The sequence below is a fragment of the Halorientalis sp. IM1011 genome, from assembly GCF_001989615.1.
Lineage (GTDB): Archaea > Halobacteriota > Halobacteria > Halobacteriales > Haloarculaceae > Halorientalis.
On the sequence record NZ_CP019067.1, the window covers coordinates 26760 to 43344 of the forward strand.

Below are 16585 nucleotides of genomic sequence, written 5' to 3' on the forward strand. Positions count from 1 at the left end.
AGGAGAATAGGCATAGATAGGGGACAGTTTTCTCTTTCTTCTCGCCCTGCTCACTATGCGATGCCTGTGGTTCTCCATTCCAATTGTGCCAGTGGCAAATGTATAATGGACGGTAGGTTCTATTGCCACCAATGTCAGGTACTGTCGATCTAAGAACCTATCTTCAGTCTATCGATCCATACGATTTCGAGAAGTTGGTCGCGGCAGTCTGGAATGAATCTGGATTCGAGACTGATGTACAGAGCAAAAGTAATGATCGGGGGATCGACGTTGTCGCCAGGAAGCGCAATCCCATCGAACAGATACAATTCATCCAGGTGAAACGATACTCTGATGGAAACAAAGTTGGGAGCGAGGAAGTTCGGAAGTATGCTACTCTCTACCAACAGTCTGACGCAGTAGATGTTGTTGTGATTGTGACGACGAGCGAGTTTACGACACAGGCAGAACGCCTCGCCAACGATCTTGACATGAAGACTGTCGACGGCTATCAACTGTGTCGGATGATACAGGAGACTGGTGTGCTATCCGATCTGATGGCGGACGAGGGGGAGTCACAGGAGCAGGAATTTGACTGGGAAAACCCTCAAAATGTACGGGATGGACCAGTTGAGGAAAAAGAGTTGAGCGAGGCAGGAACAAACACAAACAAGCAAATACCTAATAAGCAGACAGAGTCTGGAGAAGATGGGTCGTCGAAAAGTCTCACAATTTATTTAGTGGTATTTGTTTTGCAGATGTTCTTTCTGGTTCTTGCATTTTCTATGATCAACAAGGGTGTAGAGTGGTTGGTGGGTCTTTCATTTTTTGTGGCAATGACACTTTCTGGCAAACTTATAAAAATGAGATTTGTCGATTGAACGTAGTCAAAGGGAAAGACAGCAGAGCTGTTAGCATACCCTTAGTGCCCGCTAATCACGTTTCCTGAGGGAAGAAAGAGAAAGACGACCAATCCCCTTCGTTGTTACTCGTGAGGACTAAGAACGTACTTAGATTTCCTTCGTCCCACTGTTGACGACTGTGATGTCTTCATCACGAGTGGCGAACGAGCATTGAACCTCTGTTCGAGCAAGCCCATTCTCACCCCGTTGGGTTGGTCCAGCATGATGGGTCAATCGTTCGATTTCGTACTGGAAGACAGTGTCAGAGCTACACTGGAAGGGCAGTTGGAGAATGTCGTAGGGACTGAGATAGGGACTCAGTGTGAACGTGGCGTTCCCATGTCCTGCCTGATCCATACGCTGTTTTAATTCCTGCTTTGCAGCATTCACCAATTGCCCTACTTCACGGATTTCGGCTTTTTCCACCTGTGTCGTGACCTCTTGGCCAGCGATTTCGTAGGTGGGTTCGTGGCGGACTTTGGCGATCGCTTTCACTGATTCGAGATTAGTTCTGACACGATCTGTACTACTGACCAACCCACCAGACTGTGAGAACTGGCCACCATCGCTACCATCACTGTCTGTATTGACGACGGTTCGGCCACCAACCACTTCCAGTGTGTTTATCGGGTTGATCTCTGCCAGCAAGTCGTTCTCAAGCAGGTCGAGTGTTCCGTCGTTGTGCTTGGGCTTGTATGCGTACTGCTGTTGGGGTGGTTCGATCACCAGACGACGGCTGGACTGGTTCGTCGATTCAGGTGGACCGAACCGTAGTCGAATATTTGCGATATTTTCGACGTATGCAGCTACGTCAGCCAGCGATTTCGTATAGGTCTCAAAGTTTTTGTTAATCAACACTTTGTCTGGCTCTTGGCTTTCCTCCTCGTTTGTCGTGACAGCGTCATCGAAGACAGTATTCAATGCTGGTTCGACGTAGTCTTCATAAATCTGCATCACACCCCCACCAGCGGCTTGATCTGTCCCATCATCTGCAACTTCATCAGAGTCAGCAGGTGTGATTTCGATCCCATCAGAGAGAACAAGCGGTATCGAGTCGTATGTGGGGTTGCGTTCTTCAAACGAGGTAGCCAGCCGTTCGAGAACGGTCTTTAGACTCGTCTGTTTCGTGAACCGATCTTGTTTTTGAACGGGAAACTCCTTCATCAGCAGGGCAGGGTCAACAACTCGAAGGCGAGCTTCAAGCGGCCCACTCTGCCCTGAGCCAATGCCTGCGACAATACCACTGGCTTCGGAGGCGTGTGCTTCTTTTCCCCAGTGAAGGACCTCGATATCACAGATACCGTACTGGGCATCCATGTACACGTCTGTCCAGTCCTGTCCATACGAGTCTTCGAGTGGGACATAGACATCTGCAACGAATTGCTGGGATAGTGGCCCCTCCTTGCGCCATTCCACTCGTGCCCCATCCTCGATGATCGGGACTCGCTGTCCATCGAGGTAGACTTTGGCAGGTGGATTACACTCACCATCGGGTTCCTGAAACTCAGGCATCGTTATTCTCCCCTCCAACGAAGCGATACCGTCCGTCACTCACTCGTTCAAAGTCCTCCTCGTACTGTTCGATGTAGGAATGAGTCAAATGCCATAGGACAGCTCCTCGACCACCATACCCACCCAACTTCTCACGATAGTGACGGGACACTTCATCAAGTGAGGAGGACAGACATTCCCCAATCCTAACCGTAGCAGTTGCTCCCGAGAGCATGTATTGTGTTCACGCCCCAACCACAAAAACGTTGCCCTTTAGTGTCTTGAATGTACCCTACTGTTAAAGATTCCTCTCATTGGCCAGATTATAACTAATGCGCATACGCACATCTATGCCATGTTTGTGACCACGTCGGGAGTATCCCTATCGAACTGGTAGTGACACCCGTCCCCCTGTAATGTGTGGGCTGTATCTGAAAAATTCTGAGAGATAGCAGGATCGGGGTCGAGAATCTGTCTTGTGACAGATAACCCACAGGGGGGTATAACCACGTGAGTAGATGCCGAAACGGGCGGACCCCCCGATCCCCTCCCCATGTGACGCATTCCTCAGTCGTCATCTAATGAACCATATGGGGGTGCGGGGTGTCTACAGAGTACTTACCATGTCGTTTCAGTTTGGACTATTTGAAAGTGTAAATATTGAGAGTTTTATCGTGTTTGCCGCAGTATGGGTAGTAGAATGTCAGACCTTGATTTATCCGACTGTGAACTCACCGAAGAACATCTTGAAGTGATAGTTCAGATGGATGGGGAACTTGCGAAGTATGCTCAGAAACTGCTTGACGAACTAAACACCGAAGAGGGGTAACCTGCTGTTCAGTTTGGTGGTATATGAAAGTATCATTATTCCAGGTATTATGGTGGTAGAGATGCAACGTGGTAGTAACTCACCGACGGATTGCGTCTGAAAAGACGCGCCTGTTGGAGCAGGCCCGTCAGTGGGTTGAGGCAACCCATGAGTAAAATGCAGTCTGCGGAGCATGAAAGTTCCGCCACGGCGAAGCACAGTTCACAAACGAACGACGGCAGTAAGACCACTGCGCCCAGTGAGGAGCCTTTTGCTGATCGTCGCTGGGAACGGTCGAACATGCAGCAGATGGCCGATGAGATAATCCGTAACGCTCGGTCCCTCGATCCCCAGTCTGATGATCGATTTGAGACGGAGAACCACCACGATGTCCCGATAACGGCCACGACGATTCAGACCTTCCTGTTCGCTGGGAAACGCCGCTCGGTCCGTAGACAACGCGACGGACGGACTCTCTCAGTTACAGTCGAACATTCTATCTGGTTCAGTGACGACATAGAGGGGTTCGTTCAGTTCCACATAAAGGGAGACATTGAGACGAAGGACGTGAAGTCTGTCGACGTTGTCTCAGCGCGGGAAGAAAAGCGGTAGGGTCAGCAGTAATATATACATACGCTTTCTGTTCATTCTAATCGTAACCGACTAACAGCGGTGCTGTATAGAGTACTTTAATCCTGATATGAACCACCACAACTAAGGGGGTGGCATATCTACGTAGAAGTAACTCGCTGCGTGTTCGCGCTTTGCAGAAAGCGCCCCGTTGGAGCGGGACGCAGTGGGTTGAGGCAACCCATGACCGAGTACGCCACTGAGGTTCAAGAACCTCACGACCTGGAAGACCGTACCGTTCGCGCACTAACTGAATGTATGTCGGCTCTCCCTGAAGGTGGAGACATCTACACCGTCGTCAGTGAGTCGGGAAGCTCCTACAAAGTCGACTCACGACAAGGACGATGCAGCTGTCCCGACAGTCAACATAACCTCGATGATGACGAGTCGTGTAAACACGAGCGACGGGTGGCCTTCGCCACTGGGGTCCATGAGGTTCCTGACTGGGTCAACACTGACGCCATCGATCCGCAGTTGGGTGACCACGTCGAAGGTCCGTCAGTCGTTACTGACACCGTCACAAGTACCACTCAGGCAATAACCGACGGTGGTACTACGTTGGCCACCTCCCAAGAGAAAGATGTCGAGAGTGCAGATACTGAGAACGACGACTGTGATTGTTCCAAACTACCTGACGGCTGCCCCTGCTGGCCCTGCTATCGAGAAGGAAAGGCGACATTCAGCGACTGAGGACAATCGGTCTCGACTCTTTCAGAGAACCGTAACTTGGAGTATGGTAAGCACTATTGAGAGGAAGGCAACTACGGCGTAGTACCCGAGCAGTCCAGTATCTTTAATCCTATTTCGTTCCCACTTTTTTCGACTCTCTCCACTGGGAAATAGCGACTCAATTCCATCGATCTCATCGAAATTGTAGTCTTTGGCTGTAAGTTCGGAAACAATTGCATTTTGTAGGTTTTCAGATTGTCTCCGCCCATTCTGATATGTCCGTGTCCAGAGTCCTAACGAGAAGAAAACCACCCCGACGAAAAAACACAGAACAGTTCTTGATTCATCTGTGCTTTCTTGGAGGAAAAGCCCAAGGAAGGCACTTAGGAAGACAAGGCTGAGATAGAATGTTCTGTGGATTACAGTGTTGTAGTGGTTATGCTCTTGACTTATTTGGTCATAGCGAGTCAACAATAAATCGGTATTCTCTGATTCATCTGGAGTCATATTGCAGGGCAAGGGCGGTGGTTAATTCATATTTTCCCTCAGTCCATTGCGAACAGAGAAGGAGAGATATGGTAGAGACTCTTGCGTGCCCTGAGCCAATACCAGAATGGAGGGCAATTTAATAGGCTGGGTTTACTACTACTACTTGGATTGGCTGGTGGCCCCGACTGCGATGGTCGGAACCTCCACCAGTGTTACAACACCCTGAGCAGCCGCGCCAGCAACACTGTGACTTCGAGTACCAACTTCACCGCTCGCAGATCCATCAGGGTGGATTCTGCCTCATCGTCAGACTCCCGTTCTGTTTCCTCCTCGGGAGTATCATCGTCTTTGGTCATAGCGACAGCTCTCCATGTGTGGTCACGTCGAGAACCGTCGTGGATTGGCTGGTGGCCCCGACGTGAACCACATATCTTCAGAGGGAAGGGTTACTAATAAATCTCGGCCCACGGTTCATCCCAAAGTTGGGTGATTTGCCCCACCTCCGTCCCCAAGGTTTCGGGGCCGAGCGTGTCGCGTTCGAGGGCAGGCAAGCGGAGGCTGTCACGATGCTTTGCATCTGACAGCCGAGCAACTGCCCCGAACCGACCTCTCGTTACATCCTCACTAATCTGAATATCTTTAGAAGTCGAAGTAAAAATTATGGCATATCGAATGGGTTATTGATCCCAAGTATCCACAATACTGAAATATGTCTGAATCATGGCTACTGTCATTAAATGAGAGTCCCATCTGTTAGGATAGCTCGTATTCTGTATGTCGCTATTCAGCGGATAATTGCAGGCCGCTATTCAAGAGTGACTGGGATCAGTATTGGAATGGCCATATCTTTGGCAACAGCAGCACTTGGGTATCTTATAGGACCATCGGTCGTTGGTATTCTGCCAGACTATCTAACATATGAGTTTGAAAAGAGCGATTTGCGCACTCTCTGGGCAATTCACGCTACTGTTTTCACATTCAGTCTTGTTGCGCTTTCTTTTGCTTGGCAATCAGTTCGTGGATTATCCACAAATGCAGAAATTATTTCAGAATTAGCTGATGAGCTTCGATCAATTGAGACAATCACATTCTTTTTGTCAGCAAACGTTTTGATCGGGATTGGATTATTGACTACGGAATCGGATGTAGTCACTTCAGAGATTGGAACGGTTTCGTGGTTATTGTTGGTCGTCAGTATGATTGTGGCGGTCCGTAGCTTTTGGAGAGTTTTTGACTTACTCCTCCACAACACACTTGATCATAAAGTGATGGAGTTTGCGAAAGCTGCCCGTCAAAACAAATATGGCGAAGGAACAGAACGGTATGATTCATATCTACGTCATTTCTTCAATGCAGCACAGCGAGAAATCGACCAAAATCATCCCAAACGACTTCGAGAAAAATTGGATCAAGTTGAAGACCTGGTCGAAGACCTGACCAAAGACGGTTCTGAAGTATTACCACAAGTCTGGACATTCATTGAAACACGATATCTTTCGCTCCATCGTAGATGTGTCAAGGAGGATGATTTTGAATTAGAAAAAGAAGTGATTGGCTCATGGTATGGATTGTATCTGACTATCTCAAACGAGAAGGTGGATGAGGAAATACCGCGCAGGGCTCTTGAGGGATTTGCTACTCTGTTTGGTCAAATGACTACTACCAAACAACGGAATCAAGATATTGACGTATTGATTACCCGCTATAGGAATGCCCAAGCTGGTATTCTGTCGTCATTCGAAGACGCTGCATCAAAAAAGGAGTTAGAATCAACATCAGAATCCCTGAACTGTTGGTTTCAGACGCAGACCTCTTTCTGGAGAACAGCGGTTCAAAATGAGGAAATTTACGCCCTGAGTGCGCTGTATGAGATGTCTGAGAGTCCACTTCAATTTCGACGGGGTAGGTACGCCAGACAGATACCAAATGATGCAATAAATGGTGAAGTAGATGCCGATGAAGAACTGAACCAACAGAAACAGGACATTGCTGATGAGTACAGAGAAGCAATTGATAAATTGAGATTTGCAACATATGGTTGGGCATTCAAATTATACCGTGAGGATGATATCAGTGGGGAGTTTTTCCTGAGGGTGTTTGAAGAGTTTGTCGAGGACGACTTCGGAAATCATCGACAACTTACGGAGATCTTCTTTAATATAGTTTCTGAGGATAATCCACTGGGTTATTGGGAGCGATGGAATCTTGAACATGAACTGGACACAAGTCATGGGGCGGTCATGACAGGTATGGCTGCAAATACCTGGCTGCTTCAGTTTTATTGTGCAACACTTGTTTGGGCAGTAGATTCGAATGAGATCTCTAATCTCAGTAACCGTGATCCAAAGAATTCACCAGTCCTTGAATATCATCGTCCACAGAATCGTCTTGATAAAATAATCAAACAGCTTGAATCCTATACCACTGACTACCCACTTGAAGAGTTTCTTGATACAGGTCCTACAATAGAAGGGCGAGTGAGAGTCTTAATTAGCTATTTTGAAAGTGTGAAGGAGGCCAGCAAAGAAGATCATAAAGAGTGGATCAGGGAACAAGAAGTGTCCTCCAATAAAGTTGAGAGCTTAGCCGACAATATCAATTCGCAACTGGAGTCATGTGGTTTTCGTAAAGCCCTGAATCAAGTCGGAACCATTCAAACCGCATCTTCAGTCAACGAAGCCAACGAATTTTCGCTGGAAGGGACTTGGCAACGTGGTTTGTTCGTCGATGACGATATATCAACATTTTACCAGACCAATTTCCCAAATATTATGGAAGAATATCACAATTTCGTCATAGAACAACTACAATTTGATGAGCGAACAATCAATTCTTTATCTGAGTTACCTGACTTACTGGAAGAGCTAATATCCCACGAAAGTGTTGAATGTTTGGTATTAGAGCAAGTAGACGCTCTTAGCGAACTTCGAGATGATGAACGATTTGTGAGGAATGCAGGAAATCCCGCAGAGTATTGTCCTGAATTTGCTGGAGTCCCCATAGAAGAAGATAGTATGACGGACTGTGTTGTGGTTGTGCTATTCGATACTGATTTCGAGTACATCGAAGAAGTAGATCGGCTTCCAATAACTGTGTCTGCAACCCCTGGTGAACAGGTTCAGGGTTGGGGTCAGGAGGATGTCCCAGAAGACGTAAATATTCGGGACAACGTCAAAGTTGAGATTACTTACCGCGCCAAAATAAGTAGTCCAGAGCAAAACGGCGTTGCCTTCTATCTGAATCAGCACAATGGTGAATAGTTAACCCCGTACAGTGGGTATCGGGAACAAATAATCCTGATCAACGATATGGTACTCTTTTCCATGATATTGCTGAATCGGTGCGTTCGCGACGAACCACCGTGGAGCGTAGCCTATCAATCGACAATCCACCTTTCCGATACGACTTGCTAACACGTAGTAGTCAGCAGTCAGAGGTTCGTAGGCATCGACAGTGAGGGCAGGATTCGAGCGGTGTCGACCGACTGTTTTCACGTCGATAGTGGCCCCTCGATAGGTGAGATCGACACCACCATCCCCACCATCGGCGTACACTTCGGTGTTCAACCGTTGTTCGATACCAAGGTGGTGTGCGATGGCGTCCTCACCAATGAGTCCTGTTAGGTGATTCTCTGTTGTCCCGCTGGTAGTGTCTGCAATACGGACAGCGTATTCCCGAAGTGGATAGAATCGATTTTGCTCTACGTGATGCAGAGGAAACTGATCGAGGGAGAACTGGGCGGCTGAAATGAGCGGTGTCGGTGCTGGCTCAGTCACGGGCTGTACGTCGTTTCGGTCGGAATCGCGTTTCTCTGTGGACATGGATGTCTCTACTGGTAGCCCACCGAGCTTCCCGACCGAAGAAGTCAGGTTGACCCAGTACAAAGGGTCAACCAACCCTTCGGGCATCGGGCTATCTCGGTGGCCGATGGGTTGCAACAGGGCGCTTGTGCTTGATGGGCCAACGCCCTGGTTTTCGACTAACACGTTCGCAAGCGACAGATATCTCTATGGGCTGTTACTCTATTCAGCAGTCCGCTCACGGGCTGAATCCCGTATATCTTGCGAACGTAACTGGAAGTGAAGAGACGGTAAGTATTAATCCCGACGGCCGTAACACAGATTGTCTACTTTATATGGAGAGACACAAAGTACAAAACCTCTATGAAATAAATGAGGTGAAGATAGAGTTAGTTAGAAAGACAACATATGATGGGTTTGAGAATTTAGGAATGGTTGTTTCCTGCTCATCTGGGGGATGGCGACGGAATAGGTTCAGAAGAGCGAAACCCTTAGCAACACTTGCTGCCAAATTCAGCCCCGAATTGATTTCAAGAGGCGCAAAAGACTGCCTACCCGTTGAGATCGCCGTTCATGGAAAACCTGCAATGGCAGTTTATTTCTACTCTGTATATTGTGAAGATTCTAATATAATAGCTGATAAAATGAGGGTTGAACGGGGGACTGTCCATCAATACGTGCGGCGATTTGTCAACTCTGTAGAAGGGGAGTATGAACCCACTTCATTTAAATAAATAACAGAATGTCTATTTAAACTCAACTGGGATTCTCCTACCTGATTCTATTCGGAGAAGTACTCACGCCGTTGTTCTGCCTTTTCTTCGTCAGACCGTTTGTCGTAGTGCCGATCGAGGGTTTTTAAGGAGACGTTCATGCGGTCACTGACGGCTTTCTCAGGAACATCGTTACGCAGGTAGTGTGTGATGCTTCCTCTCCTCACATCGTGGGGACGCACATTGTGAGGACAGGCGACGAAGTCCTCGAAGGACCCTGCATACTCACACTCCTGTGGATCACGCCCAGCAGGACAGTCAGCACCGTACTCACAGGGTGCAGAGTAACGGTATACTTGCTTGTTCAGATGCCCCTTCGACATCCGACCGTGGGATGATGTCAAAAGAGGTTCACGTCCATAGTCGTCATTTCTGGGGATACGGCGGTAGTCAATGTAGTCCTCAAGCATCCCAGCAGTGTATTCATCAATGGCTACGATACGCTCACCATCAGCGCCGTTTTTCAGGCGAGTCCCCTCTTCGGGTCGATGCACCAGTTCGATCCGTTGCTCGTCACTGTATACGTCATCGGTATCGAGAGAATGGAGTGCAGACATCCGAACACCTGTCCGCCACTGCAACTCGAAAACAACGTGACGGAGTGAGGCGTAGTGGAACGTCCGAAGGTACTCCAGTATCCGTTCAGCCCGTTCAGGTCCAAGCAGACTCTCGCGCTCGTTCTCGCCGTTAGCTAACTGTGGAACGTTGACCTTGTCGGGAATGGAGGGAGCTACAGCATCGATCTTCACACAGAACCGCATGAACGTCCGAAGGGCCGAGAGATTCGTTCGGAGCGTTACTTTGTTGATGTCCTCTCCACGCCAGTTCTTGAATCGAGTGAAATCCCGCCCAGTGATGTTGTTTAGATTCTCGATTCGAGGCTCTGTTTCCGACGGTGGTTCATCCCCTGATCTCCCAGCACTGGTACGATCTTTCCCCTCACACCAGTCGACGAAGAATCCAAGTTGGTATCGCTTCTGTTCCAGTGAATTGGGTGAGAGGTCACCGTCAATGTCTTGGCAGTACATTTCCAATGCTTCTCGTGGTTCGATGGGTTGGAGTTCCGTCATGGTCGGTCACTGATCCCCAGGAATGACGCTCGATGAATTCACGCAGGAGACGCGCGGAGATCGACGGGAGCAGGTGATCTGCCACGTCGACATGGACTGTTTCTACGCCGCCTGCGAACGCCTTCGCGAGCCCGAACTGGAGGGGGAGCCTCTCGTCGTCGGGATGGGCTACGAGTCCGGCGAGCCCCACGGCGCGGTCGCGACGGCCAGCTACGAGGCCCGCGAGTTCGGCGTCGAGAGCGCCATGGCCATCTCGCAGGCCCTGGAGCGGCTGCCCCGTCATGCCGACGCGGACGCAACTGACGACGACGCCCCCGACCCCGACGAGGCGGGGTACTACCGCACCGTCGACCTGGACTACTACGAGTCGGTCGCGAGCGAGGTCAAGGAGATTCTCCACGACACCGCCGACACGGTCCGGGAGGTCAGCATCGACGAGGCCTACCTCGACGTGACGGAAACTGTGGACTGGGAATCCGCCGACGAGTTCGGACAGCGTCTCAGGGACCGCATCGAAGACGAGGTCGGCGTCGTCGCCAGCGTTGGCATCGCGCCGGCGATGAGCGCGGCCAAGATCGCCAGCGACCACGACAAACCCGACGGGCTCGTCGTCGTCGAACCCGGCGACGTCCGGGAGTTCCTGGCCCCCCTCGACGTCGAGGAGGTCCACAACGTCGGGCCAGTCACGGCCCGGGAACTCCGATCCATGGGCGTCGAGACTGCGGGCGACCTCGCCGAAGCCGATCCGGACCGCCTCGGGGAGCGGTTCGGCGAGCGCGGCCGCGAGATCCGGTCGTACGCCCGCGGCGAAGACGATAGACCAGTGGAACCCGTCGGGAAACCCAAGAGTCTCTCCCGGGAGTCGGCGTTCACCGACGCGACCGACGACCCCGAGCGCAAACGCGACCGCGTTCGGGCGCTGGCCGGCGACGTGGCCGAGCGCGCCCGCCGGAAGGACGCGCTCTATCGGACCATCGGTATCAAGGTCGTCACACCGCCGTTCGACGTGCACACTCGCGCCGAGTCGCTGCCGGGACCCGTCGAAGACGCCGACCTCGTCGAGGAGGTGGCGCTGGATCTGCTGGCGGAGTTCAGCGACGACGACGTGCGGAAGGTCGGCGTCCGCGTCTCGAATCTGGACTTCTCCGACGCACAACAGGCCAGCCTCGACGGCTTCGAGGACGCCGAACCGAGCGGGGGCGACTCGCGGGAGAATCGCTCGCTGGGCGAGTTCGAGGCGGACGGTCGGGACGAGCCCGAGGACGGCGACCCGCAGGGGCAGACCTCGCTGGGCGAGTTCCAGTAGCGGGCGCTATCAGTCGATTGATTACGCGTCCCCCGCTGGACCGATACATGGATCCGGAGGACGTACGCCAGGACTGGGCCGAGCGGTCCGAGAAGTACTCGCCTACCTACTACGCCGAGATCGGCCCCAACGAGGTGAGCGAGACGCTCGGCGACGTGCTCGCTCACTACTGCAGCGACGACGCGCGAATCCTCGAAGTCGGCTGTGGCTGTGGCCGCCACCTCGAACACCTCCGCCGCACAGGCTTCGAGAACCTCACCGGCGTCGACATCAACGACGACGCCTTCGACGTGATGGCCGACCACTACCCGCGACTCGCGGAGAAAGGAACCTTCCACACTGGCGCGCTCGAGGACTTGCTCCCGGAGTTCGACGACGGGGCCTTCGACGCGATCTACACCGTAGAGACGCTCCAGCACGTCCACCCCGACGACGTGTGGGTGTTCGACGAGTTCCAGCGGCTCACCACCGATCTGCTCGTGACGGCCGAGAACGAGGGTAACAGTCCGAACCGGGGTCGCGGCGAGACCGACGTGAGCTACGTGGACGACGAGTTCCCGCTGTACCACCGCGACTGGAAATCGGTCTTCTCCGAGCGAGGATTCGCCCAGTTGATCCGGGAACCGACCGAGCGGGACACGATCCGCGTGTTCCGGGTTATCTGAAGGAATCTCGGGCCCGTCGGTTGGCCAGCGCTCAGTCCAGTCCGCTCTCCAGGTTTTCGAGCAGTTTGCCGACGAACAGACCCATCCGTGGCGAGAGGTCGGCGTCGCCCTCGATCTCCGGGTCACCGTCTGGACCGGATTCGTCGTCGGTATCGTCGTCTCCCGAATTTCCGGTCGCAGTGGGGGGATCCGAGGGGTGGGTCCGCAACATCTCCACGAACGATTCGCCGTGGGTCATGGCTTCGGTCATGTCCACCACGTCGACGATCATCCCCTCGTCGTCGGTGTCGAGGTCGTCGTAGTACTCCTTCTCCCAGTCGGAGTACTCGATGGTCCAGGCGTGGCCGCCGACCGCGTCGACGATGCGGTCGAGCGCGCCGACCTCCAGCCGTCCGTCGTCGGTTTCGACGTAGACGGTGTCGTCCTCGACGGTGGTTCCGTGGCGTCGCATGGTGAGAGCGATCTCGCTGTTCCGCAAATCCCTTTGCGAGCCTCGGATATATGGGTTCCCACTGTGTCGGCGGGCGGAATGTGTCTGACGGCTGGCTGACGGATAATTATGTCGTCGGGGGTATAGGATCCGACAAGCGATGGGAGACGAGAAAGAGAGCATCACAGTCGCGGAGTTGAGCGATGGCCCGCCGGTGGGCGAGACGCCCGAGCAAGCCGTCGACCTGCCGGTCGTCGAAGTGCTGACGGGCCGCGGGTTCGTCACCGGGAAATCCGGGTCTGGCAAGTCCAATTCCGCGAGCGTCATCGCGGAGAACCTGCTCGACGCCGGCTTCGGCATCCTCATCGTCGACATCGACGGGGAGTACTACGGGCTCAAAGAGGAGTACGAGATCCTCCACGTCGGGGCCGACGAGGAGTGTGACATCCAGGTGACGACCGAACACGCCGGCAAGATCGCCTCGCTGGCGCTCGAACAGAACGTCCCCATCATCCTCGACGTGTCCTCGTTCCTCGACGAGGACGAGGCCGAGACGCTGCTGACCGAGGTCTCGAAACAGCTGTTCGCCAAGGAGAAGAAGCTGAAACAGCCCTTCCTGATGCTCGTCGAGGAGGTCCACGAGTGGATCCCCGAGAAGGGCTCGGTCACGGAAGCCGGGAAGATGCTGATCAAGATCGCAAAGCGTGGCCGGAAACACGGCCTCGGGATGGTCGGCATCAGTCAGCGGCCGGCGGACGTGAAGAAAGACTTCATCACGCAGTGTGACTGGCTGGTCTGGCACCGCCTGACCTGGAACAACGACACGAAAGTGGTCAGCCGCATCCTCGGCAACGAGTACGCCGAGGCCGTCGAGGATCTGGACGACGGCGAGGCGTTCATGATGAACGACTGGACCGAACGAGTCCAGCGCGTGCAGTTCCACCGCAAGAAGACCTTCGACGCCGGCGCGACCCCCGGGCTGGAGGACGTGGATCGGCCCGACCTCAAGTCGGTGAGTTCCGACCTCGTGTCGGAACTGGAGGAGATCAGCGAGGAGAAAGAGCGCACCGAGGACCGCATCAAGGAACTCCGCGAGCAACTCGACGAGAAGAACTCCCGGATCGCCGAACTGGAAAAGGAGTTGCAGGACGCCCGCGACATGTCCCGGATGGCAGACCAGTTCGTCGACGCACTGCTCGACACGGTCAAGGGCGTCAATCCCGGTCGAACGGAACAAGAGCGGATGCGCCAACAGCGCCAGCTCGCGACCGGCGACCCGTCGGTAGACGAGGGGAACGGACCTGAACAGTCCACAGCGGATGCTACGTCCGCCGAGAAATCGGCCGACAGTGCCGACGCCGACGACCCTGATCTCCAGCCGATATCGGATTTCGGAGACGCGGCCGGGGCCACCACCGAAGGGGATGGAGCCGCGACGACCGACGGCGGCGCGACGACAGCACCCGGCGACGACCCAGAGTCGGACCCGGCAACGGCCGCCACCTCGTTCTTCGAGAGCCCGCCCGGCGAAATCGACACGGTGGGCGGGAGTGTCAGCCGGAACGGCGACGGCGAGAACGCCGACGACGGTGACGTTGCGGCCGCGATGGCCGCGGTCGGCGACGAGGATGCGACGGTCGACACCGAGACCGACGCGTCCGTGTCCGTCGACGCCTGGCCCGGTGAGGTACCACCGGAGGGAGAGGAACTCGTCGAGCAGTTACGCCGGGCCATCGAGGCCATGCCCCAGAAGACGGTCGGCATGTTGCGGTACTACCGGAAGGAAGGGCCCGCGAAACCCCTCGACGCCCACTTCGCCGGCGGCGGCGACGGCGACCGCACCAGCGCGTACGCGCACAACCGCACTCTGCGGACGCACGGTTACATCGAACACGTCGGCCGTGGCTACTACGATTACCGGCTGGCTGACCTGATCGAGGCCGAGTATCCCGGCGAACCCGATGCCGACGCACGCGACGCGCTCGTGGCGGCCGTCGAGGACGGGTTCGTGAAGTAACGGCCACTTCGGACTACTGTTTCTCCAGCGCCGCCCGATAGTAGTAGTTGTCGTGAGGCCGCCGTACGTCGGCGACGCGCCACCCGGTCCCCGCCGTCGCCTCGCGGAGCCGATCCGGACTCACGAGCCGGAAGAGGAGCGTCGGATCGACCGTGCCGTCGTACTCGTAGCTAACCACGCGGAACGCGAGGCCGGGCGTCGGATCGTCGCGGAACCCCAGCATCTCCCCAGCACCCTCGAACTCGGGGTCGTAGCCGTCCACGACCGCCGTCCCGTCTGCCGTCGTGACGTGTGCGAGATCCCCCAGCAACGAGCGCAGGCCGTGCATCGAGGACGCCAGGCCGAGTTGGGTGCCGATACAGAGGACCGAACGAAACCGGTCGCGATCGAACGCCTCCCGCAGGGCGAACATGTCGCCCTGTCGTGCGTCCGCGACGCCGCGCTCGTCCACGAGCGTCACCAGGTCGGGGTCCACGTCGATGGCGACGGTCTCGAACTGGTCCTGGAAGTACAGCGCGTCGCGGCCCGCTCCGGCACCGATGTCCAGCAGGGGGCCGTCGAGCCACGATTCGACCCAGTCGGCGGCCGGTTCGTCCGGGAACTCGCCGAAGTAGAAGTCGTCTATGGGGTGGACCTTCGTCTCCTCGCCGTCGCGCTGGCGGAGCGGCGTCTCGCGATCGCCGCGGTAGTGATCGAGCAGCGCCCGTCCGAACGCACTCGTCATGGTTGCGGGTCGGGGCGGACAGACAAATCGGTGTGGGATCCGGCGCTGGCGATCGGACGACGGCATCGTGATCGCCCGGAAGCGTCGAGAAGGTGGTGACGCGGTCAGGCGACCGGTTCCACCAGATCTTCCAGGGCCGCCTTCGGATCGTCGGCCTTCGCGACGCCGCTCGCGAGCAGGACGCCCGTCGCGCCGAGGTCCTTCGCGGCTGCGAGGTCCTCGCCGGTCGAGATGCCGGCCCCACAGAGCACGTCTACGGAGTCGTCCACGTCCGCGGCCGCGTCCACGGCGTCCCGAACGATGTCGGGGTCGGCAGTGCTGACGGGTGTGCCGGTCCCGATCAGTTCCGGGGGTTCGACGGCGACGGCGTCGGGGCCGAGTGCCGCGGCGGCGGCGATCTGATCGGGGTTGTTCGCGCAGACGATGGTCTCGAAGTCGGCGCGGTCGGCCGCCGACAGGCTGGCGTCGATGTCGGCGAGTTTCAGCCTGTTCTCTGAGTGGTTCAACAGGGTGCCGACCGCGCCGGCGTCGGCGGCGGCCTCGGCCAGCGTCGAGCCGGTATGGCTGCCGTGGTCGACGGGGCTAACGTGTTGGGCCCACGTCTCGACGCCGGTGTCGGCGACGGCGTCGATGTGGGCGGCCTGCGGTGCGATGGCGATACGGACGCCCGTGGCCTCGCTGACCTCGTGGGCCGCGGTCGCGACCGCGACGGGGTCACACGGGTACGCCTTCAGGTTGACGAGGACGAACATAGCGGGAGGGCGACCGCGGCGGGCATAAAGGGTGGGAGTTCGACACGGTGAGCCGGAGGCCCGTTTTAAGGGCCACGGCC

16 protein-coding genes are annotated in these 16585 nt (G+C 55.1%); 8 read left to right on the forward strand and 8 right to left on the reverse strand.

Translation table 11 applies throughout. The features are described 5' to 3' along the window. Positions 1–131 precede the first annotated feature (131 nt). Positions 132–860, forward strand: coding sequence for a restriction endonuclease (locus BV210_RS00145; protein WP_077204680.1), 729 nt, complete (start codon positions 132–134; stop codon positions 858–860). A 129-nt stretch (positions 861–989) separates the two neighbouring features. Here the strand turns inward: BV210_RS00145 and BV210_RS00150 are convergent, their stop codons facing one another. Then, the gene (locus BV210_RS00150) at positions 990–2393 is read right to left on the reverse strand and encodes a hypothetical protein (RefSeq protein WP_077204681.1); all 1404 of its coding nucleotides are present in this window, start codon (positions 2391–2393) and stop codon (positions 990–992) included. 679 nt (positions 2394–3072) lie between these two features. On the opposite strand from BV210_RS00150, the gene BV210_RS20725 reads away from it, so the two are divergent. Together BV210_RS20725 and BV210_RS00155 are read left to right on the forward strand one after the other, a co-directional pair. Continuing rightward, complete coding sequence (locus tag BV210_RS20725) at positions 3073–3201, forward strand: hypothetical protein (protein WP_256385543.1); 129 nt, start codon at positions 3073–3075, stop codon at positions 3199–3201. A 279-nt stretch (positions 3202–3480) separates the two neighbouring features. Further along, complete coding sequence (locus BV210_RS00155) at positions 3481–3792, forward strand: hypothetical protein (protein ID WP_077204682.1); 312 nt, start codon at positions 3481–3483, stop codon at positions 3790–3792. Positions 3793–4521: 729 nt separating this feature from the next. Here the strand turns inward: BV210_RS00155 and BV210_RS19590 are convergent. After that, on the reverse strand, positions 4522–4986 hold the full coding sequence (locus tag BV210_RS19590) for a hypothetical protein (protein ID WP_157525728.1): 465 nt from the start codon (positions 4984–4986) through the stop codon (positions 4522–4524). 194 nt (positions 4987–5180) lie between these two features. Next, positions 5181–5324, reverse strand: coding sequence for a hypothetical protein (locus BV210_RS19595; protein WP_157525730.1), 144 nt, complete (start codon positions 5322–5324; stop codon positions 5181–5183). Between the two features lie 459 nt (positions 5325–5783). Between BV210_RS19595 and BV210_RS19600 the strand changes: the two genes are divergently transcribed. After that, positions 5784–8228: a hypothetical protein gene (locus BV210_RS19600; RefSeq protein WP_172824862.1), complete on the forward strand. Its 2445-nt coding sequence runs from the start codon at positions 5784–5786 to the stop codon at positions 8226–8228. On the opposite strand, the gene BV210_RS19605 is transcribed toward BV210_RS19600, so the two are convergent. Then, complete coding sequence (locus BV210_RS19605) at positions 8229–8876, reverse strand: hypothetical protein (RefSeq protein ID WP_157525734.1); 648 nt, start codon at positions 8874–8876, stop codon at positions 8229–8231. Positions 8877–9103: 227 nt separating this feature from the next. On the opposite strand from BV210_RS19605, the gene BV210_RS19610 reads away from it, so the two are divergent. Next, positions 9104–9502 carry a hypothetical protein gene (locus BV210_RS19610; RefSeq protein ID WP_157525736.1) on the forward strand — a complete coding sequence of 133 codons (399 nt, stop codon included), beginning with the start codon at positions 9104–9106 and terminating at the stop codon, positions 9500–9502. Between the two features lie 47 nt (positions 9503–9549). Here the strand turns inward: BV210_RS19610 and BV210_RS00170 are convergent, their stop codons facing one another. After that, complete coding sequence (locus BV210_RS00170; protein ID WP_077204685.1) at positions 9550–10611, reverse strand: site-specific integrase; 1062 nt, start codon at positions 10609–10611, stop codon at positions 9550–9552. A gap of 22 nt (positions 10612–10633) precedes the next feature. Here BV210_RS00170 and dinB point away from each other — a divergent pair, with 22 nt between their 5' ends. Then, positions 10634–11917 (forward strand): DNA polymerase IV, encoded by a 1284-nt coding sequence (dinB, locus tag BV210_RS00175; RefSeq protein WP_077204686.1) that lies wholly within the window; start codon positions 10634–10636, stop codon positions 11915–11917. A gap of 47 nt (positions 11918–11964) precedes the next feature. Next, positions 11965–12582: a bifunctional 2-polyprenyl-6-hydroxyphenol methylase/3-demethylubiquinol 3-O-methyltransferase UbiG gene (locus BV210_RS00180; RefSeq protein WP_077204687.1), complete on the forward strand. Its 618-nt coding sequence runs from the start codon at positions 11965–11967 to the stop codon at positions 12580–12582. Positions 12583–12613: 31 nt separating this feature from the next. Here the strand turns inward: BV210_RS00180 and BV210_RS00185 are convergent, their stop codons facing one another. Next, positions 12614–13033: a hypothetical protein gene (locus BV210_RS00185; protein WP_077204688.1), complete on the reverse strand. Its 420-nt coding sequence runs from the start codon at positions 13031–13033 to the stop codon at positions 12614–12616. 139 nt (positions 13034–13172) lie between these two features. Between BV210_RS00185 and BV210_RS00190 the strand changes: the two genes are divergently transcribed. After that, complete coding sequence (locus BV210_RS00190) at positions 13173–15029, forward strand: ATP-binding protein (RefSeq protein WP_077204689.1); 1857 nt, start codon at positions 13173–13175, stop codon at positions 15027–15029. Positions 15030–15042: 13 nt separating this feature from the next. On the opposite strand, the gene BV210_RS00195 is transcribed toward BV210_RS00190, so the two are convergent. Both BV210_RS00195 and tpiA read right to left on the reverse strand, forming a co-directional pair. After that, positions 15043–15753 carry a class I SAM-dependent methyltransferase gene (locus tag BV210_RS00195; RefSeq protein WP_077204690.1) on the reverse strand — a complete coding sequence of 237 codons (711 nt, stop codon included), beginning with the start codon at positions 15751–15753 and terminating at the stop codon, positions 15043–15045. Positions 15754–15857: 104 nt separating this feature from the next. Then, on the reverse strand, positions 15858–16505 hold the full coding sequence (gene tpiA / locus BV210_RS00200) for a triose-phosphate isomerase (RefSeq protein WP_077204691.1): 648 nt from the start codon (positions 16503–16505) through the stop codon (positions 15858–15860). Positions 16506–16585 lie beyond the last annotated feature (80 nt).

Bases quoted from the DNA above. Each gene is read 5' to 3' on its own strand.
- BV210_RS00145 (WP_077204680.1), top strand. From the start codon at position 132: ATGTCAGGTACTGTCGATCTAAGAACCTATCTTCAGTCTATCGATCCA.
- BV210_RS00150 (WP_077204681.1), bottom strand. From the start codon at position 2,393: ATGCCTGAGTTTCAGGAACCCGATGGTGAGTGTAATCCACCTGCCAAA.
- BV210_RS20725 (WP_256385543.1), top strand. From the start codon at position 3,073: ATGTCAGACCTTGATTTATCCGACTGTGAACTCACCGAAGAACATCTT.
- BV210_RS00155 (WP_077204682.1), top strand. From the start codon at position 3,481: ATGCAGCAGATGGCCGATGAGATAATCCGTAACGCTCGGTCCCTCGAT.
- BV210_RS19590 (WP_157525728.1), bottom strand. From the start codon at position 4,986: ATGACTCCAGATGAATCAGAGAATACCGATTTATTGTTGACTCGCTAT.
- BV210_RS19595 (WP_157525730.1), bottom strand. From the start codon at position 5,324: ATGACCAAAGACGATGATACTCCCGAGGAGGAAACAGAACGGGAGTCT.
- BV210_RS19605 (WP_157525734.1), bottom strand. From the start codon at position 8,876: ATGCCCGAAGGGTTGGTTGACCCTTTGTACTGGGTCAACCTGACTTCT.
- BV210_RS19610 (WP_157525736.1), top strand. From the start codon at position 9,104: ATGGAGAGACACAAAGTACAAAACCTCTATGAAATAAATGAGGTGAAG.
- BV210_RS00170 (WP_077204685.1), bottom strand. From the start codon at position 10,611: ATGACGGAACTCCAACCCATCGAACCACGAGAAGCATTGGAAATGTAC.
- dinB (WP_077204686.1), top strand. From the start codon at position 10,634: ATGACGCTCGATGAATTCACGCAGGAGACGCGCGGAGATCGACGGGAG.
- BV210_RS00180 (WP_077204687.1), top strand. From the start codon at position 11,965: ATGGATCCGGAGGACGTACGCCAGGACTGGGCCGAGCGGTCCGAGAAG.
- BV210_RS00185 (WP_077204688.1), bottom strand. From the start codon at position 13,033: ATGCGACGCCACGGAACCACCGTCGAGGACGACACCGTCTACGTCGAA.
- BV210_RS00190 (WP_077204689.1), top strand. From the start codon at position 13,173: ATGGGAGACGAGAAAGAGAGCATCACAGTCGCGGAGTTGAGCGATGGC.
- BV210_RS00195 (WP_077204690.1), bottom strand. From the start codon at position 15,753: ATGACGAGTGCGTTCGGACGGGCGCTGCTCGATCACTACCGCGGCGAT.
- tpiA (WP_077204691.1), bottom strand. From the start codon at position 16,505: ATGTTCGTCCTCGTCAACCTGAAGGCGTACCCGTGTGACCCCGTCGCG.